We start from the raw sequence: 21,900 nt of genomic DNA, 5'->3' as shown, positions 1-21,900 counted from the left end.
CGGCCAAATGACAACTGCCACCGCAGGATCTCGTTCCGAAAAAGGGCTGGCCCGGGTCGCCCAGTCGCTGGCGGGCTGGACCGAGAAGTGGTTCCCGGACGCCTACGTCGTCGCACTGGCCGGTGTCGTTGTCGTCACCGTCGCCGCGTTGGCCAACGGATCCTCACCGCAAACGGTGGTCGACGCTTTCGGTAACGGCTTCTGGGACCTCACCGCCTTCACCCTGCAGATGGCCATGGTGGTGTTGACCGGATACGTCGTGGCCACCAGCCCGCCGGTGGCCAGGCTGATCGACCGGCTCGCCACAGTGCCCCAATCAGCAAGGAGCGCAGTCAGTTTCGTTGCGTTCCTGTCCATGTCGGTCTCCTTCCTGAACTGGGGCCTCAGCCTGGTGTTCGGCGGTCTGCTGGCCCGCGCGATCGCGCGGCGGACCGATCTGCGGGTGGATTACCGTGCGCTCGGCGCCGCGGCGTTCATGGGCCTGGGCGCGGTGTGGGCACTGGGGATGTCTTCGTCGGCCGCGCAGCTGCAGGCGACCGCCGCATCGCTGCCCGATGAGCTTCTGAAGATCACCGGGGTGCTCGACTTCGGCACCACGATCTTCACCTGGCAGTCGCTCGCGACGTGCGCCATTCTCATCGCGCTGACGGTGGCCATCGCGCACTTCTCCGCGCCCAGAGGGGCGGCGATCAAGACCGCCGAGGACCTGGCGGTGGACCTCGACGACCAGACCGAGGAGGTGCCGCCACGCTCCCGCCCGGGTGAGTGGCTCGAATACAGCCGGGTACTGCCCATCCTGGCGGGTGTGATGACGCTGGGATGGCTGATCTCCCAGCTGTTCACCAAGCCGGTCCTATCGGTCGTCAGCAGCCTCAACGGGTACCTGCTGGTGTTCCTCATCCTGGGACTGGTGCTGCACGGCACACCCCGAAAATTTCTGCAGGCCGTCGCCAGGGCGGTGCCCGCGACGGGCGGCATCCTCGTCCAGTTCCCGCTGTACGCCGCCATGGCCGCGATCCTCACCAAGGCCGAGGGGCGCGGCGGACACACCGTCTCCGATCAGCTCGCGCAGTTGTTCACCAGCGTCGGTGGCGGGGCGTTCGCCGTCGTCATTGCCCTCTATACCGTCGTACTCGGAATCTTCATCCCCTCCGGCGGCGGCAAGTGGCTGGTCGAGGCGCCGTATGTCATGCAATCGGCCACCGATGTGCAGATGAACCTGGGCTGGACGGTGCAGATCTACAACGTCGCCGAGGCGTTACCGAACCTGATCAACCCGTTCTTCATGCTGCCGCTGCTGGCGGTGCTCGGCCTGCGGGCGCGGGATCTGGTCGGATTCACGTTCCTGCAGTTCATCTTTCACCTACCGGTGGTCCTGGCGCTGGTGTGGCTGTTCGGCATGACGTTCGACTTCGTTCCGCCGGTCATACCTGCTACCCCGTAGGGGCGGCCAGTTCGAACAGTGAGTGTGCGAACTGGGCGCTGAGAAAGGCGTGGGCGCGCTCCTCGGTCCAGCCCAAAACGCTGACGGTGAAGTGGAAGCCGTTCTGCGGGCCGTAGTGGTAGAGGGTGATATCGGCGAAGTCCTCGTCGGTGAACGAGCCCGGCAACCCACCCAACTGCCGGAACCTGCGCGCGATCTCGTGCAGTGCGGTCCGGTGGCGAATGATGGCCTGGGTCAACGCCTCTGTCGCTTCGGCGTCGTGCGCGGCGGTCGCGGCCACCAGTTGGACGATATCGTCGAACTGCCGCCAGAATTCCAGATAGGAGTCCGCGAGGACCGCCAAGGCCTCGTCCAGAGTGCCGGCGGCGTTGACGGCGTCGAGTGTCTCCTGGACCAGGGGTGCGGTGGTCCATGAGTCCATCAGCGTGCGGAGCAGCCCCTGTTTGCCGCCGCATTGCTGATACACGGTTCCGGCCGACACCCGGGCGGCCGCGGCGATATCGCTGACCGTGGTGGCGAAGTAGCCGCGTTGAGCGAACAGGGCGCGGGCGGCATCGACGACGTCGCGCCGGGTCTGTTCGGCGTATTCGTCGCGGCGGGAGCGCCGCGGGCCGGTCTCTTTCGATGTCATCGGAGAGTGGCCTGGCAAGTCATAGCGGTGGGAGATTATCAGAGGCCTGAACAACCACTCAAGCGATTTCACTCACTAATCACTTGTTGAAGACGCCGTCATTGACTACAGTCACGCTACAGCGAGTGCCGGTCAGATCCGAGGAGACTTGATGGAGCGTGCCGGCCATGTCCGCCGCTAGTGCCATCGAATACCAGGTCACGTCGGCCGACCTAATCACCGAACTGGCCGCCCAGGCGAAAACCGAAGGTGTCAACGCCGGTGCGTGGCCGGGCGTGACGTTCTACCGCTTCACCCAGCCGACGGAACCACAGTGGGATGACACCAGGACCATCTCGATCGGCATCGTGGCGCAGACCTGCAACGACACCTTCGACTGCGTGGTGATCGGCAAGTGGCCCCACGGTGGGTGCCAGGCCTTCGACGCTTCTCCCGAGCGACCGTGCCTGTGCGTTCGATTGGATGTGGATCCGCAGCTCGTCAGGCAGGTGGCCGCCGGCATGGCGCTGTGCGACAGCACGTTCGAGGCCGACGATCACGGCGAGGACTGCGTGGTGTCCGGGATCGACGGCGTGTTGATGAGCAGCGTCGTACGCTTTCTGCGCTCGTTGTCAGTGGACTCCGACCGTCGGGTGCTGGCCCCGCTCTACCTGCAGGAGTTGGTATATCGCGTGCTGCAGCGCGATCAGACGGCCAGCCTGATGCGCATCGCCGCCCGCCAGAGCGCCACGAACTGCGTCGCCGCGGCGACCGACTACATCGCCGCCCACCTCGCGGAGCCGTTGACGGTCAGTGAACTCGCCAAACAGGTGAGTCTGAGCCCGTCCGCGTTCTCCCGCCTGTTCCGCGAGATGACCGGCCGCTCGCCCTACCAGTTCGTCAAGGAACAGCGGTTGATGCGGGCCCGAGACCTCCTCGGGCAGGGACGACTCGGCGTGACCGATGTGGCCCGAAGCGTCGGATACCCGAGTCTGTCGCACTTCATCAAGGAGTTCCGTGCCCGCTTCGGTTCCAGCCCAGGCGAATTCGTTGAGGCGCGCGGGCTGAGCCGGCGCGTGAGAACACCACGGACACGAACGTCGACCCCCGTGGCGTAGCGGTGACCGATCCCGCCCATCGCCGAATCAGCCGTGGCCATCGAGTCGGAGCAGGAAATCGCGGATGTACCCGCTGATTTCATCGCCGTGCGTCTCCAGTGCGAAATGCCCCGTGTCGAGAAGGTGATACTCCCCGTTGGGGAGGTCCCGGCGGAATGCCTCCGCGCCGGCGGCGCCGAAGATCTCGTCATTCTTGCCCCACGTCACGAGCAGGGGCGGCTGATGTGTGCGGAAGTACTCCTGGAAGCCCGGGTACCCGTCGAGGTTGAACTGGTAGTCCCAGAACAGCTGCAGCTGGATCTCGTTGTTACCGTCGCGGTCCAGACCGGCCTGGTCGAGGACCCAGGCCTCCGGGGCGATGCGGTCGAGTCGGTCGGCGGGTACCCCGTGCGTGTACTGCCAGTGCGTGGTTGCGGCGGTGAAGTATTCGCGGACGCCCGCCTCATTGGCGGCACGGTCCTTGGCGTGCGCGAACAGGATGTCCCAGAACGGGGTGAAGCCTTCCAAATAGGCGTTGCCGCTCTGGGAGATGATCGCGGACACCCGCTCAGGAGTTCGGCTGGCGATGCGCAGCCCGATGGGAGCGCCGTAGTCGTGGATATAGAGGGCGAATCGCTGCAGTCCCAACTGAGAGATCAACCCTTCGGTGATCTCGGTCAGACGGTCGAAGCTGTAGGTGAACTCGTCCACCGATGGTGTTGCGGAGCGCCCGAACCCGATGTGGTCGGGAGCCACCAGGTGGAACCGGTCGCTCAGCGAACTGATCAGGTTCCGGAACATGTGTGAGCTGGAGGGGAATCCGTGCAACAGGAGAATCGTCGGGTTGGCGGGATCACCGGCCTCGCGGTAGAAGACGTCCAGGYCGTCGACGGTGGCAGTGTGATAGCGCGTGGCGAAAGCGTTCATCGATTCCTCGTATCGTGGGGAGTTCCGACTCTATGAGGTTGATGCACAACCGAAATAGCGTATTCGTGCCCGGTGGGTGTCCATTCCGCCCCAACACCACACGCGGGGGCCGGCGTCCGGGCAGGCGTGCTTACATGGGGCGGTGAGCAAGCACTACGGAGCGATCGCGTTCACCGACGCGGTCCGTGAGGTCCAGCACCGGTACGGCAGCGACGGCTTCTACGACCGTAAACGTGTTCAGGGAACCGCCGCGCCCGGTGCGGACGTCCTGACCGAGGACGAGAAGGACTATCTCGCCGAGCGGGACAGCTTCTATCTGGCCTCGGTCGGCGAGACGGGGTGGCCCTACGTCCAGTTCCGCGGTGGCCCCGCCGGTTTCCTGCGCGCCGTCGACGACAGCACCATCGGGTGGGCGGACTTCCGCGGCAATCTGCAGTACATCAGCACCGGCAATGTCACCGGCAACGACCGGGTGGCGCTGATCGCCGTGGACTACGTGCACCGGCGCCGGCTCAAGATTTTCGGCCGCGCACGGGTGGTCACCGTCGAGGACGATCCCGCCCTGATCGAGACCTTCGCCGATCCGGGGTACGACGCCGTGGTCGAACGTGCCGTACTCGTCACCGTCGAGGCCTACGACTGGAACTGCCCCCAGCACATCACGGTGCGGTTCAGTGCCGCGGACCTCGAACCCCACCTCGCCCCTCTGCACGAAGAACTCGAGGCGTTGCGACGCGAGAATGCCGAGCTCAGGGAAAAGCTCGGCCACGGATGAGGTGGTAAGACGCGCTCATCTGGGTATGCAGAGCCACGTGAGCACACCAGAGCATGTGGAGAACACCGGTGACAACCTTCGTGCTGCGGCGGAAGTGCAGCAGCGGGAGCGTGACGGCGAGGCGGGCTCCGAGCACTCGATCGACCAACCCGCCGTCGACGTGCCGTTGCCCGATTTCAACAGTTAGACCCGCCCGCCCCAAGCCAACTCGGTGTTTGAATGTGCAGCGGAATGGGCATCCTGGCTAGCGCGCAGGGTCCCCTGAGCCGCCACCGGTCAACCGTTCGGGGAGATCATGTCCAGCCATCCCACCATCGGCGTGGAAGAAGAATTCCTACTCGTCGACCCGCAGTCGGGTGAACCGGTCCCGCTCAACACCCGGGTCGCCGAACGTGCGAAGGCCGCCGGCGTGGATCTGCAACTGGAATTGACCAGTTGTCAGGTCGAGACCGCCACCGAGGTCTCCGACACCGTCGCCGATGTGCGCACCCAGCTACAACGGTTGCGGCGGGTCGCCGGCGAGGCCGCCGACAGCGCCGGGGCACGGTTGCTGGCCGTCGGCCTACCGCCCACGCTTCCGCAGCATTTCCCGATCACCGATTCCGACCGTTACGGGCGAATCGCGGACCGGTTCGGCATGATCGCGCACGAGCAGGGGATCTGCGGATGTCATGTGCACGTGGCGGTACCGGACCGCGAAGCCGCGATCCGGGTGAGCAACCGGCTGCGGCCGTGGCTGCCGCTGCTGCTGGCCTTGACCGCCAATTCCGCCATCTACCGCAATGCGGACAGCGGTTACGCCAGCTGGCGCCAGGTGCTGTGGGCGCGGTGGCCCAGCGCGGGCCCGCCGCCGTATTTCGATTCGGCAGCCGACTACGACGACGCCGTGCAGCGGATGCAGGACATCGGCGCGATGCTCGATGACGGCATGGTCTATTGGGACGTCCGCCCGTCCGAGAAGTTCCCGACCGTGGAGGTGCGGGTCGCGGACGTACCGGCCACCGTCGCCGAGACGGTGCTGCACGCCGCGCTCACTCGCGCCGCGGTCATGACGGCCCTCGACGACGAGCGCAACGAAGTGCCTGTCCCAGACGTCCGCGCGCACGAATTGGCGGCGGYCTACTGGAATTCCGCACGCTACGGACTCGACGGCCGCGCGTTCGACCCCTTCGGCAGCGGCCCCGGGACCGCACCGGCCATCGACGTCGTGCGCGCCCTCGTCGACCGGGTCAGCCCGGCGCTGCGCACGGTCGGCGACTTCGACTTCGTCACCGACGAGCTGGCCCGTATCTACGAGCAGGGCAACGGCGCCGTGCGTCAGCGAGCCGCCTGGGAACGTCGCGGTGAGGTGTCCGATGTGATCGAGTCGGCCGCGGCGGCGACCGGCGAGGGCTGCTGATCCAGCAGCACGACCAGCCCGCGATCGCCGTCGACGCGTACCCGGTCGCCGGTGCGCAGCACGCGGCTGGCCACCAATGTATTGACCACGCACGGTAATCCGTACTCCCGCGCCACCACCGCACCGTGTGAGACCGAGCTGCCGATATCGGTGACCAACGCGGAGATGACGGCGAAATACGGCGTCCATCCGACATCGGTCACCGGGGCCACCAGGATCTCCCCGGGCTGCAGGTGCCGCGCCTCGTCGACTGAATGTGCCACGCGGACAATACCTTCGACCGATCCGCGACCGGCCGGGCGTCCCACGATCTCCCCATCGGACGAGGCGGCAGCGGTCCGGACCACCGGTGTCGGCCGTCCGACCGAGACGTCATCGAACTCCAGCGCGGCCTGAAACGCCAGCGCCTCGCGGCGTCTCACCGCGCGTGCCACCGGTTCCGCCGGATCGCCACCTCTCACCAGATCGGGCAGCTCGTGGCGATCGAAGAAGAACACCAGATCGGCATCCGGGAGACGGCCGGCCTCGCGCAGCACCTCGCCGAGATGCCGGTAGCCGCGCTTGAGCAGGTGCGCCACCAGCGCCATTCGGGACTTGGTCTCTTCGCGGCCGCGCGCTCCGCCCTGGGCCAGGCGGGCGAGCGTACGTAGTGAACGCGACTGTGGCGCGGTCTGTTCGGCCGCGGCGGTGACCTCCTGCGCCGGTGCACGCAGCATCACCTGCATCATCGCACCGAGTCCCGCGGGATCGTCGGCCCAGGACGGATCGCGCATGCACAGTTCGCGATAGCCGCGGTGACCGTGGCCGTCCAGGAACTGCCGCAGCGCGACGCCGCCGGGGTTGCTTGCACTGCGCAGCCCTGCGACAGCTTCGGCGGGCGAGGATGCCAGGAACTGTGCGGCAGCGGCGCGGTCGTCGCGCAGTGTGCGCACCACCGCGTTGAGTTGTTCGACCATGAGCGCGCTTTCGACGCCGGCGCCGGTCATCAGCCGGATCGCTTCGGCACTGCCCTCGGTCTCGGTGTCGCCGCGCTTGACAGCCTGCCGAATGAGATGGCTTTCCAGCACATTCGCTGCGACCGCGGAACGTGACGAGGACCGGACGTGGGTGAGGGTGACGTCGCGGTAGATCTCGACGCCGGTCTCCAGCTGTGCCAGGACGACCTGCGGATCGCGGCTGGTGAACTCCGGGAATTGCGCGATCGTGGCGGGCATGCGCTTGATGGCCGGCCCCGCGCTCAGCGCGAACGCACTCAACCGGATGGTGTTGATCAACCTGCGCGCGAACGGTTTTGGCGTACCGGCTTCCAGTTCGTCGATTACGCGGCCGCAGATCGACATGGAGAATTGCTCGCGGGAGTTGCCAAGGATGCCCGAGCTCAGCGCGGTGCCCTCGGTCATGTTGAGGAACATGTGGCCATAGAAGTAGCCGACCTGCGGCCAGCGGTCCTCGTAGTGTTCCTGTACCCCGCCCGCGACCTGGACCATCTGCATGGCGTAATCGATGGCGTGCCCGCTGACCGACGCGGTGAGCGGGCAGAAGGCCCCGGGCATCATCTCGCCGATATTGCAGCGGGTGTAGACATGCGCCGGGCCGGTGACGGGTGTGTCCATCTCGTTCAAGTCGCCGGGCAGCGTGGTGATGGGCCGGGCCTGCAGCCACCACAATTCGCCCGCCTGGTCGATGGCCCACTCGAGATCCAGCGGATGGCCCCAGCGCCCGGCCGCCAGCAGCGCTCCTTCGCGGATCCGGGCGATCTCGTCATCGGAGAGCGCAGGTCGCGCTCCGACCTCGTCGGCCACCGAGATCCCGGTGTGGGTCAACACGTGATGGTCCGAGGACGTCGAACCGTCGACGAGGGCCTCGCCGAGCCCGTGCACCGCGTCGATCACCACCAGATCGCGCCGGCCCGAGGTCGGGTCTGCGGTGAAGACCACGCCTGCTGCGCGGGCGTCGACCATCTGCTGGACCACCAGATGCATATGGGCTCGTGAATCGGAGTATGACGACGCGCGTTCCGAGGAGACCGACCCGATGCACCGGGTGACCGCCGCGGCGAGGCTCTCGACGGAGTCGACGCCCAGCACGGTGTCGTACTGGCCCGCATAGGACTGCTCGGCACCGTCCTCGCCGGCGGCCGAAGAGCGCACCGCCACCGGCGTCGAACCCGCGGCCTGCATGCGTGAGAATCGCGCTATGACCGCCTCAGTCAGGCCCGAGGTCGACGGGTGTGGGATGACGAAGCCGGTGGGCACGGGCACGCCGAGCCGGATCAGCTCAGCGAGGCCGAGCGCTTTCCCGCCGAAGCTGTCGTCCACCACATCGCCGAGGTCGACGACGGCAGGTATTGCATCAGGCACCGCAGTAACGTTACATGTGTCACGTATATGACGGCAGAGAACGGACGACCACGAGACGCGCGCATCGATGTCGCGGTCCTCGATGCCGCCGCGGCACTGCTTCCGGAAGTCGGCTATGCGGACCTGACGGTCGCGGCGATCGCTGACCGCGCGGGCACGTCGCGGCCTGCGGTGTACCGGCGCTGGCCGAGTAAGGCCCATCTCGTGCACGAGGCGGTCTTCCGCGACGCGGACACCTCCATCGTTGCGTCCACAGGGCGCCTGGACGAGGATCTGCGCAATATCGTGGCGCGGACCGCGGCGCTGCTGACCTCGCCGCTGGCCCGGGTCGCCGTGCCCGGCCTCATCGGCGAGGCCGCCTCCGACCCGTCACTGAACCAGCGCCTGCTGGATCGGTTCGCGGGACGCGGGTGGAGCGGATTGGACGCCTATCTGTCCGAAGCGACCGCGCGAGGACACCTGAAGCCCGGGTTCGACGCCGGCGTGCTGCTGGAACTGGTCATCGGCTCGGCACTGGCCGCCATCCTGGTCCGCGGTCCGGACGGTCTGACCGCGGCATGGGTGGACAACACCGCGGCGATCCTTCTCGACGGTGTGCGGATGCCGACAGGCGGGTAATACTCGTGGCATGGACGCAACCCCGCCGGTATTGCTGTACGACGGTGTGTGCGGAGTGTGCAACGGCGCCGTACGCACCATCCTTCGCTTCGATCGCCACGGCACGCTCCACTTCGCGGCGCTGGACAGCGATTTCGCGCGTGACGTCATCGCCCGCCACCCGCGGCTGGCGGGCCTGGATTCGGTGGTCTTCGTCCGCGACCCCGGCGGGCCGGCGGAGACGGTCAGTACCGAGTCCGCCGCGCTGCTGCAGGTGGCCGACTACCTCGGCGGCTACTGGAAGCTGGCGACGGCGGCACGGGTGATACCCGCATTCGTCCGGGACCGGCTGTACGCGGCGTTCGCGGCTGTCCGGTATCACGTCGGCGGCAAGTACGACACCTGCCCCATCCCCTCGCCTGAGGTGCGCGGCCGCTTCCTCGATGCCACGTACGGCTGACGGAATCAAACCCCGTCTGCACCCGTTACACCGTATGTCGCCGGGCGATTGCCCCCGACAGAAGCGGATAAAGGTAAGAGGCGAGAACGATGAAGAAGTTCGGATTGGCAGGACTGGTCGCAGGAGCGTTCTCGGCGGCCGTGATCGGCTTCGCCGGACCGGCCCAGGCCGACGCAAACGCGTTCGATTTCCCGGTGCTCGGCTATGGCAACGGCGACGGCGTCTACGACAATGACAGCAACTACCCCTGGCGCGATCAGCTCGTCCCCCGGGTATACGTGCCGCACGTGGACACATCCGTGCGTAACTGATCCACCGAAACGACATGAGGGCGCCCACTTTCGTGGGCGCCCTTTGTCGTGTCAGCGGCTCGGAACCGGACAGTCGGCTACAGGATGCCGATGCCGCCGTAGCCGCCGTAGCCCCAGGGCCACATGCCGAACTGGCTCTCGCCGAGCTGGCCCGGAGAGCTGGTGATCTGGGCATTGCCCGGACTCTGGCACACGGTGCTGCTGCCGGACACGATGCTTCCGGCGTTCGTGCAGTTGGTGGGTTCGGCCGACGCCAGCGGCGCTGCGACGATAGCGCCGGCGGCGCCCGCGGCAGCGAGCAGTGTGGCGGCGGTCCAACGTGACTTGATCACAAGGGTCCCTTTCATGGGGTGGGTGAAGCGAAGAGGTTGATGGGCGCGGCTGTCAGAGGATGTCGACGTCGCCGTCACCGTCGGTGTCACCGCACCGGATCCGGATGTCCTGCAGCGGCTTCCGGATGCCCTTGAGCTCGGCGCCGATCTGCGGGTTGGCCTCGAAGTACTCGTTCACCTTGGCTTCGATCTCGTTGTGCGGAAGGCCGTGCAGGCCGGTGAAGAAGGTGTTCACCTCGGGGTGGGTGAACAGGTAGGCCGAGGTGGAAGCGGACACACCGGATGACACACCGGCCAAGTCGGCCGCGGTGCAGTTGGCCGGCGGTTCGGCGAAAGCGGTGGGAATGGCGGCGAACAGCGTCGCACCGGTGAACGCGCCGGCCCCTAGGATTCCGGCGACCGTGCGACGGACGTTGAGCGACATTGATCGGCTCCTTTGTGATCGATGGTCGGGGAGGCGCCCGACACTTGGCAGGACGCCGGGGTGGTGGTCCTGACCTGCAAAGCTAACCAGATTCCAACAGGAGATTCTCGGCTTGTGCACAGACTGTCGAGCTGGTTCCGCTGGGAGTGGTGTGCCGCATGAGGTGTTGGCAAGCCTGCGTACAGTGCAGGCAACAAACATATTTAACGCGAATGTCTATTTGCTCTGTCGGCCGAAAATCGCGTTCAAGTGCGGACAAGGGCACATAGGTGCATAGCTATGATATTGCGTTTTCAACAAAGTGGGCCAATATCGCTACGCCGGGATCGTAATTCCCTTTACAGTCTCGGTGGCGACAGCGGGAAACCACTGCGGACGGAGGGGAGCCCGTCCACGCCGAACAGATCCGGGGGCACGGACAGAACGATGGAGAGAACTCTATGTGTGCAGCCCCCGCCCGTCATCGCGTCGCGCGCAGCGGAGCTCCCCGGGACGGCCGGCAGTGGTGGCTGGCCAAAGATCTTCTCGCCGAGTCCGAGTCCACCGCCGCGGTGCGCCACGCACGCAAGAACCCGGCGAACCACGCGCTGAACGTCGGACGCGTCGGTGCACTGGCGGTCTCGCTGGGCGTCGGGTTCGCGATCGCCAGTACCGCGCAGCCGGCCTACGCCGACACCGAGACCGGCAGCAGCGCGAGCAGCGAGTCGTCGTCATCTTCGGACGCAGCCGATTCCGATAAGCCGTCCGCGTCCGCGGATGACTCATCGGACTCGCGTCCGACCATCACTCGCAAGCGCGCCCCCAAGACGGCGACGAAGCCGAGCGCCACGGCGATCACCGAAGAGCCGGCCGAGGATCCCGAGCTCAGCGAACCCATCGAAGAGCCGGCCACCGCGCCGACACGCAAAGCGCGAGCCCACATCCCGCTCGACAGGCCGCTGGAAGTCCAGAAGGCCGTCACCGCAGTGCTGCAGGCCTCGCCGGACCTGGAGACCGAGACCGTGACCCCCGTGGCGGCTGACACCGCGCAGGCACCGTCGGAGGCCCCGGTGATCGAGGTGCCGCAGGCCCCGGCAATCGAGGACACCAAGCCGACCGTCGGCGCCGTGACACCGAAGATGACCGCGGCCAGCGCCACCCTGGGCACCCAGTCGGCAACCACACCGAATCCGCTCGATCTGCTGGTGAACACCATGATGGCCTGGGTCGCCCGCCAGATCAGCCACACCTTCGTCAACAGGACCCCCGTCGCCGGTCCGATCGTCTACGAGCAGAACGCGCTCGGACAGGTCTACATCGACCTGAACGCCACCGATCCCAACGGCGACGTCCTCAGCTACGAGATCATCCAGCCCGAAAAGGGCTGGGTATACCGGGATCTCATCAGCGGGAAGTTCGTCTACACCCCGTGGGCACTCGTCACCGGCCAGCCGCTGGTGGACAGCTTCAAGATCGTCGTGCACGACGACAGCGAGCACCTGCCCGGCGTCCTCGGCCAGATTCAGACCCTGGTCGAGAACGTCACCCGCTTCCTGGGAATCGCCCAGGCCGACAATCTGACGGTCACCATCCCGGTCACCGTCGACCCGGTCTACCAGAACCCGCCGCTGGTCACCCCGATCATCGGTGGTGGCTACACGATCGGCAAGGAACCGGCCCACATCGTGTCCACGGTCGACATCGTCGACGGCGACTCGATCGGGCTCAAGCGGGTGGTCATCAAGGTCGCGACGCTGGCTCAGGTCGGTGATGTGCTGACCTACAACGCTCCGGTCGACAGCCCCATCGTCGGATCCTGGGATCCCGCCACCCTGACCCTGACGCTGTCGRGCTCGGGAACGCTTGCGCAGTATGAGGAAGCCATCAAGGCGGTGACCTTCTCGGCGACCCAGGGCGCGCTGCTGGTGCGCGGAATCAGCATCTCGGCCACCGACGAGGAGGACGTGGACAACATCGCGCCCGGCTTCGTCACGGTGAGTGTCTGGCCCGCCACGAAACTTCCGCCGCTGGTCACCCCGATCGCCGGTGGCGGGTTCACCCTCGGCGGCAACCCGGCGAAGGTCGTGTCCGCGGTCGACATCGTCGACGGTGATTCGGGCAAGCTCTCCAAGCTGACCGTCAAGATCGCGACGCTGGCACAGGCCGGTGATGTGCTGGACTATGTTGCACCGTCCGGCAATCCGGTCGTCGGCACCTGGAATGCGGCCGAGCGCACGTTGACGTTGTCCGGTGAGGGAACGATCGCGCAGTACGAGGAGGCGCTCAAGGCGGTCACGTTCTCGGCGACCGGAGGTGCGCTGCTGGTGCGAGGGTTGTCCATTTCGGCCACCGACGAGGACGGTGTGGACAACATCGCTCCGGGGTTCGTCACCGTCGGTGTGGGCGCCGCGCCGACCCTGCCCCCRCTGGTCACCCYGATCGCCGGAGGTGGGTTCACCCTCGGTGGCAACCCGGCGAAGGTCGTGTCCGCGGTCGATATCGTCGACGGTGATTCGGTCAAGCTCTCCACGTTGACCGTCAAGATCGTGACGTTCGCCCAGAGCGGTGACGTGCTGAATTACGTTGCGCCGTCCGGTAACCCGGTGACCGCGACCTGGAACCCGGCAGATTTCACCCTGACGCTCACCGGCGCAGGCACGCTGGCCCAGTACGAGGAAGCGCTCAAGGCCGTGACGTTCACGGCGACCCAGGGCGCGGCGCTGGTGCGCGGACTCTCGATCTCGGCGACCGACGAACACGGCATCGCTAATATCGCGCCCGGCTTTGTGACACTGGGTGTTTCGTCGCCGACGCGCTACGTGCCGCTGGTGACGCCGATCGGCGGACGGTCGTACACCATCGGTGACTCCCCGATGAAGCCGGTCGCATCCGTCAGCATCGTCGACGCCGATTCCAGCCATCTGCAGAAGGTCACCGTGAGTGTCACGACCTTCGGCAAGTCCGGGGACACCCTGATCTTTGCCGGCTTGTCCGGCAACCCGGTCACGGCGGTCTACGACGCCGGGACCCGGACGCTCACGCTGACGGGCATCGCGACCAAGCAGCAGTACGAGGACGCATTGAAGGCGGTCACGTTCACTGCCACCCAGGGCGGCTGGACCACCCGGACCATCCTGATCGTCGCCACCGACACCGACGGTGTGAGCAGCGCACCCGGGTCACTGACCCTGTCGGTGTGGTGACTGTGCGGGTCAGCTGAAGCGGATGTTCAAGGTCGCAAGGCCGAAGATCTTTCGGCCTTGCGATTTTGCGCCGACGATGACGACGCCGGAGCGGGTCTCGGCATCCAGCGACTTGATGCGGCCGCTGTACTCGATATCCGCTCCGCCGTCGGCAGGCACGGTCGCAGGCTGCGACAACCGCACCGCGTAGCGGGTGACCGAACCCGGATCACCGGTCCAGGAGGTGCCGAAGCTGGCGCCCAGCCCCATGGTGAGCATGCCGTGGGCCAGCACATCGGGCTGGCCGGCGAGCTTGGCGACGTTGTCGTCCCAGTGCAGCGGGTTGGCGTCACCGGCCACGCCGGCGTAGTTCACCAGGTCGCCCCGGGAGAGCCGGGTGTGATGCACCGGCAACTCGTCGCCGACGCTCAGTCCGTCGAACGACGGCGAGGTCGGCGTATGACCGGATTCGGCAATCCGCTGGGTGCCTTCGGGCCGTTCGGTCTTGCGGTAGCCCTCGCCGTTGCTGTCGGTGCCGAGCATGTTGATGCCGTGCATCATCACGTTCGCCACGGCCGGCCGGATGGCCGGGTCGACATCGTCGCTGCCGATGCCCACGACGGTGGTGTGCAGGGTGTGCACCACCTCCCCGGCGGTATCGGTGAAGGTGTTGGTGACCGTGATCAGGTCGCGGCCGGCGATCCTGCGCACCGCCGTCAACTCGACGTCGATGGTGAGCTCGTCACCCTCGACGATCGGGCGGTGCTGCTCGAAGACCTCCTCGGTCTGCAGGTACATGTCGTAGCCGACCACGACCTCCTCGAACATCCGCTGGTTGCACGCCATTGCCGGGCCCGAGGTGAAGGTCAGCGGCGCCACCAGGCCCGGGTAGCCGAGCTTCTGGGCTTCGGCAACCTTCCAGTGGGCGGGGTGGTTGTCCTGAACGGCGCGAGCGAACTCACGGATCTTCTCGCGCCCGACGAGGTAGGTGTCGTCCATCTGATACCAGTGGCCGACCCGGTCTTCGAGTAGGGACGTCTCTGCTGCTGCGGTCATGACTGTGCTCAACTCTTCTATCTGCTCGTTGGCTGAGGCCGATACAGCAGATTAACGCGCTGGGCTGTACAGCAAAAACGGCGGCGAACCTAGGGTGCCGGAATGCGCGGGTCGACGGTGTAGCGGCCGCCCGGATCCTGGCAGAAGAACAGTCCGCAGTTGAAGGGCGGACGCGTCAGGTTCTCCAACGGAATCTGTGCGGGCGGCAGGGCGCCTTCCCAGATAGCGTCGGCCACGTTGCCGCCCGGCTCGCCGTACACCCACCAGTAGGTGTGGCAGACGTTCCAGTCCCAATTGGGGCGGCCCGAGCCGCCCGCGAAGCCTTGATACTGGCCGGGACACCAGGTGATCGGCCCGGTGGCCCGTCCGGGGTCGGCGTGGGCGGTGGCCGGGGTCAGGACCAGGCCGGCGAGTGCKCCGGCGCCGGCCAGGAGTGCGGCAGCGGCGGTGCGCTTGATGCGGGACTGCGATGTGTTCGTCATGACGCAAGTCCACAACCACCCACCCGCTACCGATCCCAATAACGGGTGGTGCGGAACTACCCCACGAAGTGCCGCAGCGCTTCCACCATGATCACCGGCTGATCCTCGGGGATCAGCGTCCAGGAGTCCTCGACGATCTCCTTGCTGGCGTTGGGATACAGCTCGACCAACCGGTCCGCGTGCGCCAGCGGCATCATCTGGTCCTCCCGCGCCCAGAGCACCAGGACCGGCCGGGTGAAGGTCCGCATCTGCTCCGACAGGTCGAGCAGCCTGCGCCGTGAGGGTGCGCCGGTGGCGAACTTGACCAGGTCACGACGCACCGCCGGGTTCTCGACGACGGGCGCGAACCAGTCGTCGAACAGTTCATCGGGCAGCCCTCGCTTGGTCAGCGCGCCATAGGCGCGGTTGCTGTGCCGAAAGAACGTGGTGCCCAGCAATTTGGAGATCACCCACCCGCCACCGGGCAGGCCGCACAGCAGCGCGGCCGGGCGCGCCGGTTTGGGCGGGTAGTTGTCGAACGCCGTGCACGATGCCAGTACCAGCCGGCCCAGCCGCTTGTCCCGACCGTCGGAGATCATGAACTGTCCGCCGCCCCAGTCGTTGAGGACCAGCGTCACGTTCTCCAGATCGAGGGCGTCGAGGAAGTCGGCGAGAATGCCCGCCACACCCTGTTCGGTCAGGTCGGCGTCCGGGTGCATCGGCTCCTTCTGCGCCCCCATGGGCAGCGTCGGTGTGATGCACCGGTATTCGGGCAGGTGCGGAATGACCTTGCGCCACTGTCTTCCATCCATCAGTAGGCCGTGGCCGAAGACCAGAACGGGCCCGTCACCCCCGGTGTCCTCGTAGGCGATGCGGCCCGAAGGTACGTCGACGATGGGCATCCGACCTCCTAGATAGATCATTCTATTTGGGGCCACGATATGCTGCAGCCACACACTGCGCAAGGAGGAATGGCGATGGCGGACCCCGGCACCCGCGAGCGCATCCTGGAGGCGACGGCGGAGCTCTACCGGCGTCAGGGGATGGCGGCCACCGGCCTCAAACAGATCTCCGGGGCTGCGCGGGCGCCCTTCGGGTCGATCTACCACCACTTCCCCGGGGGCAAGGAAGCGATCACCGCCGCGGTCATCCGCTGCGAGGGCATCCGGTACGGCGAGTTCGTCGGTGCGCAGCTCGCGCACACCGATCCCGCGACCGGCATCCCGGCGATGTTCGAGAACGCCGGCAGGCTGATGGAGTCACAGGACTACGGCGAGGCGTGCTCCATCGAGACCATCGCGCTGGAAGTGGCCAGCACGAACGAGCTGCTCCGCCAGGAGTCGGCGACGGTGTTCGAAGGATGGCTGTCCGGGATCGCCGAGTGGTTCGGGCGGCTCGACATCACCGACGAACAGAGTCGGCGGTTGGCGCTGATCACCCTGACCGCCCTGGAGGGCGCCTTCGTCCTGTGCCGCACCCTGCGTTCGGTCGAGCCGATCATCGCCGCCGGGCAGGGCGTACAGGCCGCTGTGACGGCGACGCTCGCGCTGTGAGGGGTGGGTGGGGACAGCCCTACCCTGAACACGCAGGCGCGCGGGATGGGGGTGGATGCGTCGGATGTCTACCGTCGAACGCGTGACCACCACGGAGCGCCCCGGCATGTTGCGCCAACTCGGCGTCGATACCGGCTATGTCCTGTTCGGATTCCCGCTTGCCGTGGTGAGTTTCAGCGTCATCATCACCGGGCTGTCGGCGGGCATCGGCCTGCTCGTCGTCCTTCTGGGGGTGCCGGTCCTCGTCGGTTCGGTCTTCATCGCGCGGGCGTTCGCCGATATCGAACGGTTCCGCTATCCCGCGGTGCTGAGACAACCCCGCACGCGACCGGCGTACCGCAAGGCCGCACCGGATGCCCGCTGGTGGAGGCGCCTGATCACCCCGCTCGGTGACGGGCAGTCCTGGCTGGATCTCACCCACGCGCTCGCCAGATTCCCGATCGCGGTGGCGACCTTCGTCATCGTCATCACCTGGTGGGCGGTCGCGGTCGCGGGCACGCTGACCATTGCCTGGGACTGGGCGGTCCCGCGGGGGCCGGACAACACGTCGCTGGCCCAGTTGGTCGGCCTCGGTGACAGCACGTTGGCGCGCATCGGATTTCAGACCGCCGTCGGGTTGCTCTGCCTGATCACCCTTCCGCTGATCGTGCGTGCCTGCGCGTTGCTGGAGGCCGGGTTCGCGCGCATCCTGCTGACCGGGGTGGCGGAGCTGCGCCAGACGATCACCGTACTGACGGAGCAGAAGTCCGCCGCCGCCTCTGCCGAGGCCCATGCCCTGCGCCGGCTGGAACGCGATATCCACGACGGCCCCCAGCAGCGCCTCATCCGACTGGCGATGGATCTGGGCCGGGCCCGGCAGAGCAGCGAACCGGGCCCGGTGCGCGACACCCTCGACGAGGCGATCGCCCAGACCCAGGAGACCCTCGACGAGCTGCGCGCGCTCTCCCGCGGTATCGCGCCGCCCGTGCTCACCGATCGTGGTTTGCCGAGTGCGCTTGCTGCACTGGCCATCCGGTGCACGGTTCCGGTCGAGCTGGCCGTCGACCCCGAGCTCGGCACTCCGGTGGGGCGCCTCGATCCCGCCGTGGAGACCACCGTCTACTTCGCGGTGGCCGAGGCGCTGACCAATGTCGCCAAGCACAGCGGTGCCATGCACTGCTGGGTCACCGTCGCGACCGGCCCCCTTCTGGTCGGTGTGGAGATCGTGGACGATGGCAACGGTGGCGCGCATGTCGCCAAGGGTCATGGGTTGTCCGGGCTGGCCGACCGCATCCGTGCCGGCGGCGGCACCCTCACGGTGACCAGCCCCAACGGTGGACCGACGACGATCAGGGTGGAGCTCCCGGTATGAAGGTCATCGTGGCCGACGATTCGGTCCTGTTGCGCGAAGGCCTCATTCGGCTGCTCACCGAGAACGGCCATGAGGTGCTCGCCGCTGTCGGTGACGGGCCGTCRCTGGTACAGGCCGTGGCCGCGCACCGCCCGGATGTCTCGGTGGTCGACGTCCGGATGCCGCCCTCGCATACCGACGAGGGGCTGCGTGCCGCGGTCGAAGCCCGTCACCTGGTGCCGCGGTCGCCGATCCTGGTGCTGTCCCAGTACGTCGAGGTGTCCTACGCCGACGATCTGCTGGCCGACGGTGCCGGGGCGATCGGCTACCTACTCAAGGACCGGGTCGCCGCGGTCGCCGACTTCCTCGACGCCGTGCAACGCGTCGCGTCGGGCGGCACGGTGCTCGACCCGGACGTGGTGGCCCAACTGCTGGTACGCCGCCGCCGCGATGATCCCTTGCGGCAGCTGACATTACGCGAGCAGGAGGTACTGGCATTGATGGCGGAGGGGCGTTCCAACACGAACATCGCGCGCGCACTCGTGGTGTCCGACGGTGCGGTGGAAAAGCACATCAGCAACATCTTCACCAAACTCGGGCTGCCGCCCGACGGCGCTCAGCATCGGCGGGTGCTCGCGGTGCTGACCTATCTGCGCATGTAGCGGAAATCAAAGATCCCGAACGGCAATGGAGTTCGCGGACAACAGCTGTGCGAAGACATGGTCCAGCGATGCCGAGATGGTCGCCGCATCGCCGGCGGCCCAGCGTCGCCAGGCGAGGTCCAACGCCGCGAACGCCGTGACAGCGATGGTGCGGGCAGCGTCGGGGCTGCCGATCCGCGCGGCAAGGACCGGGGTGAGGGCGTCTTCATGAGCGAAACGGCGTTGCGCCATCCGGGTGCGCAGCGAGACGGTCGCGTTGATCATCCGGACCCGGGAGCGTTCCAGCTCGGAGTGTTCGTCCCGCTGGGACAGGGCGTGCGTGAAGGCGCGGTGCAGCAGTTGCCACGGATTCTCGCCATCGACGGCGGGCAGCGTCTCGAGGTGTGCGGCGTAATCGATGGACGACGCTTCGATCGCGGCCAGGACCGCGTCCTCCTTGGAGCCGAAATAGCGGAAGAACGTCGCGCGGGAGATACCGACCTCGCTCGCCGCCTCCTCGACGGTCACCTCGTCGAAGCCCCGTTCGGCGAACACGATGCTGATCGCCTGGGCGATCTCGGTGCGTAATGCGAGTCGTGCACGCTCGCGCACTCCTGCGGTCATCGGCCCAGGGTAGCCGAAATTGACTCTGGATGTCAGAAACGATACTTCGACTTCAACTTGATACCCAGTCTCACGGACCGGTACGGTGGTCCCGGTAGTCAGACGAAAGGTGGGTTGATGACAGTCGACACCCCGACCGCGGTCGACCCGCAACCGGGCGCCCCCGCGCGCCCCGTTCGCACCGGCGCAGTGGTGTCGGTCCTGGCCTTCGCCGGCATGTGTGCGGCGTTCACCCAGACCATCCTCATCCCCATCCAGGGCGAGCTGCCGATGCTGTTGAACGCATCGAGCAGCGACACGTCGTGGGTCATCACGATCACCTTGCTGGTCGCGGCGATCTGCACGCCGATCTCCGGAAAATTGGGCGACATGTACGGCAAGCGCCGGGTCGCCCTGACCCTGCTCGGTGTCCTGATGCTCGGATCGGTGGTCGCGGCGCTGTCGCCCACGGTGGCCCCGCTGATCGTCGGACGCGGCCTGCAGGGAATGGGCATGGGTGTCATCCCGCTGGGTATCGCGATCCTGCGCGACACTCTTCCGGCCGATCGGCTCGGCTCGGCCATCGCGCTGGTCAGCGCGACGCTGGGGGTCGGCGGTGCGCTCGGCCTGCCGATCAGCGCCTTCGTCACCGAACACTTCGACTGGCATGCCCTGTTCTGGGTCGCCGCGTGCCTGGGCGGCACCGCTTTCGTGCTGATGGCCATGTTCGTGCCGGAGAGCAGGTTGCGCGTCGGGGGCCGGGTGGACGTCATCGGCATCATCGGCCTCGCGATCGGTCTGTCAGGTGTGCTCCTGGCCGTCTCCCGGGGCAACGACTGGGGCTGGACGTCGTCGCGAACAGTGGGATTCCTGGTCGGCGGCGTGGTCGTGCTGTTGGTGTGGGGATGGCTGGAACTGCGCATCCATGAGCCGCTGGTCGACCTGAGGGTGAGCGCCCGCGGTCCGGTGCTGCTCACCAACCTGGCCTCGATCGCCATGGGGTTCGCACTGTTCTCCTCGCAGATCGCCTTCCCGCAGCTCCTCGAACTTCCCAAAGCAGCAGGCGGATTGGGCATGCCGCTGCTGCAGGCCAGCCTGTTCCTGATGCCCGCCGGGCTGGCGATGCTGGTCATGTCGCCGATTGCCGGACGTCTCGGACGGCTCTGGGGACCCAAACCGCTGCTGGTCGCCGGGGCGGCCATCATGGGCACGGGTTACCTCGTGGCGCTGTTCTCCGAGCTGCACGCCGGTCACATCCTGATCATCAATATCTTGATCGGCATCGGTATCGGGCTCGGCTACGCGGCCATGCCGACGCTGATCATGCGTGCCGTGCCCGCGTCGGAGACCGGTGCGGCCAACGGACTCAACACCCTGATGCGGTCACTCGGAACCGCCACGGCGGCGGCCGTCATCGCCGCGGTGCTGGCCCGTTACACCGTGGACGTCGGCGGCACACCCGTGCCCAGCACGGACGGATTCCAGTCGGCGTTCATGTTCGGGCTCGGTGCCGCCGTGCTGTGTACCGTCATCGCGATCTTCATCCCGCAGCCGGATGCGACGATGGAGCAATGCGACTGAGACGTCCACGCTCACGAGGACTCGGTAAGCGCGCGTGGTTGCTGACCTGGACCATTCGGCTGCTGCTCTGGACGCTGGGTTTCACCCGCATCATCAGAACCGAGATCGTGAACGCCGACGTCGTGCCCGACAAGGGTGCGGTGATCCTGGCCGCCAATCACACCTCGATGGTCGACGTCTTCTTCATCCTCGGGGCGCTGCGCCGGGAGGCGATCGCCATGGCGATGGCGGAGCTGTGGAAATCACCGCTCACCCGATGGCTGGTCGAGGTGCTGGGGCAGATACCGGTGGTCCGGGGCGACTCGGAATCCGGTAAGCAGGCTATGGAAAGTGCCACGAACGCCTTGGAAGACGGGGCCCTGGTCGGGATCTTCCCCGAACAGAAGTGCGTGAAGCCGGGCGAGACCGCGCCGTACCGACCGGGTGTCGCAGTGCTGTCCAAGCGGACCGGTGTGCCGATCATCCCGGTCCGTCTCGTCAACGCGAACAAGGTGCTGCCGTTGGATCGCCGGTTCCCGGTCCTGGGGCACACCGTGCACGTGCTGTTCGGCGATCCCATTCACCCCGACGAGTTCCCGTCGATCCCTGAACTTCTCGACGAGGTCCAGCGACGCATCACGATGCTCACCGCACCTGCTACCTGAGGCCGCGGATGTACGTGGTTTCAGTGTCACGAGGTACCAGGGCCGAGGACTGAAACTGTGCGCGGAAAAGCGTCGTCCCACGTACGTGGCTTCCGTCTCGCAGGGGTGAGCGCCGGAAGGCTGAAGCTGGGTAC

Annotated in this window: 23 protein-coding genes; 14 read left to right on the top strand and 9 right to left on the bottom strand. The window is 66.8% G+C overall.

What is annotated here, in order from left to right:
• The first annotated feature begins 7 nt into the window (after window positions 1-7).
• Window positions 8-1,444: a short-chain fatty acid transporter gene (locus AC1DTF_RS14405; protein ID WP_057169259.1), complete on the top strand. Its 1,437-nt coding sequence runs from the start codon at window positions 8-10 to the stop codon at window positions 1,442-1,444.
• Here AC1DTF_RS14405 and AC1DTF_RS14400 read toward each other — a convergent pair.
• A complete protein-coding gene (locus AC1DTF_RS14400; protein WP_477474554.1) occupies window positions 1,434-2,075 on the bottom strand; it encodes a TetR/AcrR family transcriptional regulator in 642 nt (213 codons plus the stop codon). The genes AC1DTF_RS14405 and AC1DTF_RS14400 overlap by 11 nt on opposite strands.
• A gap of 167 nt (window positions 2,076-2,242) precedes the next feature.
• On the opposite strand from AC1DTF_RS14400, the gene AC1DTF_RS14395 reads away from it, so the two are divergent.
• Entirely contained in the window at window positions 2,243-3,172 is a 930-nt protein-coding gene (locus AC1DTF_RS14395) for a helix-turn-helix domain-containing protein (RefSeq protein ID WP_477474553.1), read from the top strand.
• Between the two features lie 27 nt (window positions 3,173-3,199).
• Here the strand turns inward: AC1DTF_RS14395 and AC1DTF_RS14390 are convergent, their stop codons facing one another.
• A complete protein-coding gene (locus AC1DTF_RS14390; RefSeq protein ID WP_477474552.1) occupies window positions 3,200-4,078 on the bottom strand; it encodes an alpha/beta fold hydrolase in 879 nt (292 codons plus the stop codon).
• A 142-nt stretch (window positions 4,079-4,220) separates the two neighbouring features.
• Between AC1DTF_RS14390 and AC1DTF_RS14385 the strand changes: the two genes are divergently transcribed.
• The 3 genes from AC1DTF_RS14385 (at window position 4,221) to AC1DTF_RS14375 (ending at window position 6,252) form a co-directional block, all read left to right on the top strand.
• Window positions 4,221-4,853 carry a pyridoxamine 5'-phosphate oxidase family protein gene (locus tag AC1DTF_RS14385; protein ID WP_057169263.1) on the top strand — a complete coding sequence of 211 codons (633 nt, stop codon included), beginning with the start codon at window positions 4,221-4,223 and terminating at the stop codon, window positions 4,851-4,853.
• 37 nt (window positions 4,854-4,890) lie between these two features.
• On the top strand, window positions 4,891-5,040 hold the full coding sequence (locus AC1DTF_RS14380) for a hypothetical protein (RefSeq protein ID WP_477474551.1): 150 nt from the start codon (window positions 4,891-4,893) through the stop codon (window positions 5,038-5,040).
• A gap of 108 nt (window positions 5,041-5,148) precedes the next feature.
• A complete protein-coding gene (locus AC1DTF_RS14375; RefSeq protein WP_477474550.1) occupies window positions 5,149-6,252 on the top strand; it encodes a glutamate--cysteine ligase 2 in 1,104 nt (367 codons plus the stop codon).
• Here the strand turns inward: AC1DTF_RS14375 and AC1DTF_RS14370 are convergent.
• A complete protein-coding gene (locus tag AC1DTF_RS14370; protein WP_477474549.1) occupies window positions 6,171-8,612 on the bottom strand; it encodes a PEP/pyruvate-binding domain-containing protein in 2,442 nt (813 codons plus the stop codon). The genes AC1DTF_RS14375 and AC1DTF_RS14370 overlap by 82 nt on opposite strands.
• Window positions 8,613-8,639: 27 nt before the next feature.
• On the opposite strand from AC1DTF_RS14370, the gene AC1DTF_RS14365 reads away from it, so the two are divergent.
• The 3 genes from AC1DTF_RS14365 to AC1DTF_RS14355 all read left to right on the top strand — a co-directional run bounded on the left by AC1DTF_RS14365 (window position 8,640) and on the right by AC1DTF_RS14355 (window position 9,980).
• Window positions 8,640-9,230 (top strand): TetR/AcrR family transcriptional regulator, encoded by a 591-nt coding sequence (locus AC1DTF_RS14365; protein ID WP_057169265.1) that lies wholly within the window; start codon window positions 8,640-8,642, stop codon window positions 9,228-9,230.
• Between the two features lie 10 nt (window positions 9,231-9,240).
• Window positions 9,241-9,669, top strand: coding sequence for a thiol-disulfide oxidoreductase DCC family protein (locus tag AC1DTF_RS14360; protein ID WP_057169266.1), 429 nt, complete (start codon window positions 9,241-9,243; stop codon window positions 9,667-9,669).
• Between the two features lie 89 nt (window positions 9,670-9,758).
• Window positions 9,759-9,980: a hypothetical protein gene (locus AC1DTF_RS14355; protein WP_477474548.1), complete on the top strand. Its 222-nt coding sequence runs from the start codon at window positions 9,759-9,761 to the stop codon at window positions 9,978-9,980.
• Window positions 9,981-10,057: 77 nt separating this feature from the next.
• Here AC1DTF_RS14355 and AC1DTF_RS14350 read toward each other — a convergent pair whose 3' ends face one another.
• The gene (locus AC1DTF_RS14350; RefSeq protein ID WP_082614347.1) at window positions 10,058-10,327 is read right to left on the bottom strand and encodes a hypothetical protein; all 270 of its coding nucleotides are present in this window, start codon (window positions 10,325-10,327) and stop codon (window positions 10,058-10,060) included.
• 37 nt (window positions 10,328-10,364) lie between these two features.
• Window positions 10,365-10,736 carry a heme-binding protein gene (locus AC1DTF_RS14345; RefSeq protein WP_057169268.1) on the bottom strand — a complete coding sequence of 124 codons (372 nt, stop codon included), beginning with the start codon at window positions 10,734-10,736 and terminating at the stop codon, window positions 10,365-10,367.
• Window positions 10,737-11,176: 440 nt separating this feature from the next.
• On the opposite strand from AC1DTF_RS14345, the gene AC1DTF_RS14340 reads away from it, so the two are divergent.
• Window positions 11,177-13,918 carry a hypothetical protein gene (locus AC1DTF_RS14340; protein ID WP_477474547.1) on the top strand — a complete coding sequence of 914 codons (2,742 nt, stop codon included), beginning with the start codon at window positions 11,177-11,179 and terminating at the stop codon, window positions 13,916-13,918.
• A 9-nt stretch (window positions 13,919-13,927) separates the two neighbouring features.
• On the opposite strand, the gene AC1DTF_RS14335 is transcribed toward AC1DTF_RS14340, so the two are convergent.
• The 3 genes from AC1DTF_RS14335 to AC1DTF_RS14325 form a co-directional block, all read right to left on the bottom strand.
• Window positions 13,928-14,953: a fused (3R)-hydroxyacyl-ACP dehydratase subunits HadA/HadB gene (locus AC1DTF_RS14335; RefSeq protein ID WP_057169270.1), complete on the bottom strand. Its 1,026-nt coding sequence runs from the start codon at window positions 14,951-14,953 to the stop codon at window positions 13,928-13,930.
• Window positions 14,954-15,042: 89 nt separating this feature from the next.
• Entirely contained in the window at window positions 15,043-15,435 is a 393-nt protein-coding gene (locus tag AC1DTF_RS14330; RefSeq protein ID WP_477474546.1) for a hypothetical protein, read from the bottom strand.
• Window positions 15,436-15,491: 56 nt separating this feature from the next.
• On the bottom strand, window positions 15,492-16,316 hold the full coding sequence (locus tag AC1DTF_RS14325; protein WP_477474545.1) for an alpha/beta fold hydrolase: 825 nt from the start codon (window positions 16,314-16,316) through the stop codon (window positions 15,492-15,494).
• A 75-nt stretch (window positions 16,317-16,391) separates the two neighbouring features.
• Here AC1DTF_RS14325 and AC1DTF_RS14320 point away from each other — a divergent pair, with 75 nt between their 5' ends.
• From AC1DTF_RS14320 to AC1DTF_RS14310, 3 genes are all read left to right on the top strand, one after another.
• On the top strand, window positions 16,392-16,967 hold the full coding sequence (locus AC1DTF_RS14320) for a TetR/AcrR family transcriptional regulator (protein WP_477474544.1): 576 nt from the start codon (window positions 16,392-16,394) through the stop codon (window positions 16,965-16,967).
• A gap of 82 nt (window positions 16,968-17,049) precedes the next feature.
• A complete protein-coding gene (locus AC1DTF_RS14315) occupies window positions 17,050-18,318 on the top strand; it encodes a sensor histidine kinase (RefSeq protein WP_477474543.1) in 1,269 nt (422 codons plus the stop codon).
• Window positions 18,315-18,959, top strand: a complete 645-nt coding sequence (locus tag AC1DTF_RS14310) for a response regulator transcription factor (protein WP_057169274.1) — start codon at window positions 18,315-18,317, stop codon at window positions 18,957-18,959. The genes AC1DTF_RS14315 and AC1DTF_RS14310 overlap by 4 nt, the downstream gene beginning before the upstream one ends.
• Window positions 18,960-18,965: 6 nt before the next feature.
• Here the strand turns inward: AC1DTF_RS14310 and AC1DTF_RS14305 are convergent, their stop codons facing one another.
• A complete protein-coding gene (locus AC1DTF_RS14305; RefSeq protein WP_057169275.1) occupies window positions 18,966-19,562 on the bottom strand; it encodes a TetR family transcriptional regulator in 597 nt (198 codons plus the stop codon).
• A gap of 117 nt (window positions 19,563-19,679) precedes the next feature.
• Between AC1DTF_RS14305 and AC1DTF_RS14300 the strand changes: the two genes are divergently transcribed.
• Window positions 19,680-21,122, top strand: coding sequence for an MFS transporter (locus AC1DTF_RS14300; protein ID WP_477474542.1), 1,443 nt, complete (start codon window positions 19,680-19,682; stop codon window positions 21,120-21,122).
• Entirely contained in the window at window positions 21,113-21,766 is a 654-nt protein-coding gene (locus AC1DTF_RS14295; RefSeq protein ID WP_082614349.1) for a lysophospholipid acyltransferase family protein, read from the top strand. Before AC1DTF_RS14300 ends, AC1DTF_RS14295 begins: the two co-directional genes overlap by 10 nt.
• Window positions 21,767-21,900: the final 134 nt, after the last annotated feature.

The sequence above is a fragment of the Mycobacterium sp. P4_H6 genome (assembly GCF_056400845.1).
The sequence above is the reverse complement of the archived record's forward strand: the minus strand, read 5'-3'. Positions and strand labels throughout refer to the sequence as shown.

Coding starts and splice junctions, on each gene's coding strand:
- AC1DTF_RS14360 (WP_057169266.1), top strand. CDS start 9,241: ATGGACGCAACCCCGCCGGTATTGCTGTACGACGGTGTGTGCGGAGTG.
- AC1DTF_RS14350 (WP_082614347.1), bottom strand. CDS start 10,327: ATGAAAGGGACCCTTGTGATCAAGTCACGTTGGACCGCCGCCACACTG.
- AC1DTF_RS14300 (WP_477474542.1), top strand. CDS start 19,680: ATGACAGTCGACACCCCGACCGCGGTCGACCCGCAACCGGGCGCCCCC.
- AC1DTF_RS14325 (WP_477474545.1), bottom strand. CDS start 16,316: ATGCCCATCGTCGACGTACCTTCGGGCCGCATCGCCTACGAGGACACC.
- AC1DTF_RS14335 (WP_057169270.1), bottom strand. CDS start 14,953: ATGACCGCAGCAGCAGAGACGTCCCTACTCGAAGACCGGGTCGGCCAC.
- AC1DTF_RS14400 (WP_477474554.1), bottom strand. CDS start 2,075: ATGACATCGAAAGAGACCGGCCCGCGGCGCTCCCGCCGCGACGAATAC.
- AC1DTF_RS14405 (WP_057169259.1), top strand. CDS start 8: ATGACAACTGCCACCGCAGGATCTCGTTCCGAAAAAGGGCTGGCCCGG.
- AC1DTF_RS14305 (WP_057169275.1), bottom strand. CDS start 19,562: ATGACCGCAGGAGTGCGCGAGCGTGCACGACTCGCATTACGCACCGAG.
- AC1DTF_RS14320 (WP_477474544.1), top strand. CDS start 16,392: ATGGCGGACCCCGGCACCCGCGAGCGCATCCTGGAGGCGACGGCGGAG.
- AC1DTF_RS14345 (WP_057169268.1), bottom strand. CDS start 10,736: ATGTCGCTCAACGTCCGTCGCACGGTCGCCGGAATCCTAGGGGCCGGC.
- AC1DTF_RS14395 (WP_477474553.1), top strand. CDS start 2,243: ATGTCCGCCGCTAGTGCCATCGAATACCAGGTCACGTCGGCCGACCTA.
- AC1DTF_RS14365 (WP_057169265.1), top strand. CDS start 8,640: ATGACGGCAGAGAACGGACGACCACGAGACGCGCGCATCGATGTCGCG.
- AC1DTF_RS14295 (WP_082614349.1), top strand. CDS start 21,113: ATGCGACTGAGACGTCCACGCTCACGAGGACTCGGTAAGCGCGCGTGG.
- AC1DTF_RS14355 (WP_477474548.1), top strand. CDS start 9,759: ATGAAGAAGTTCGGATTGGCAGGACTGGTCGCAGGAGCGTTCTCGGCG.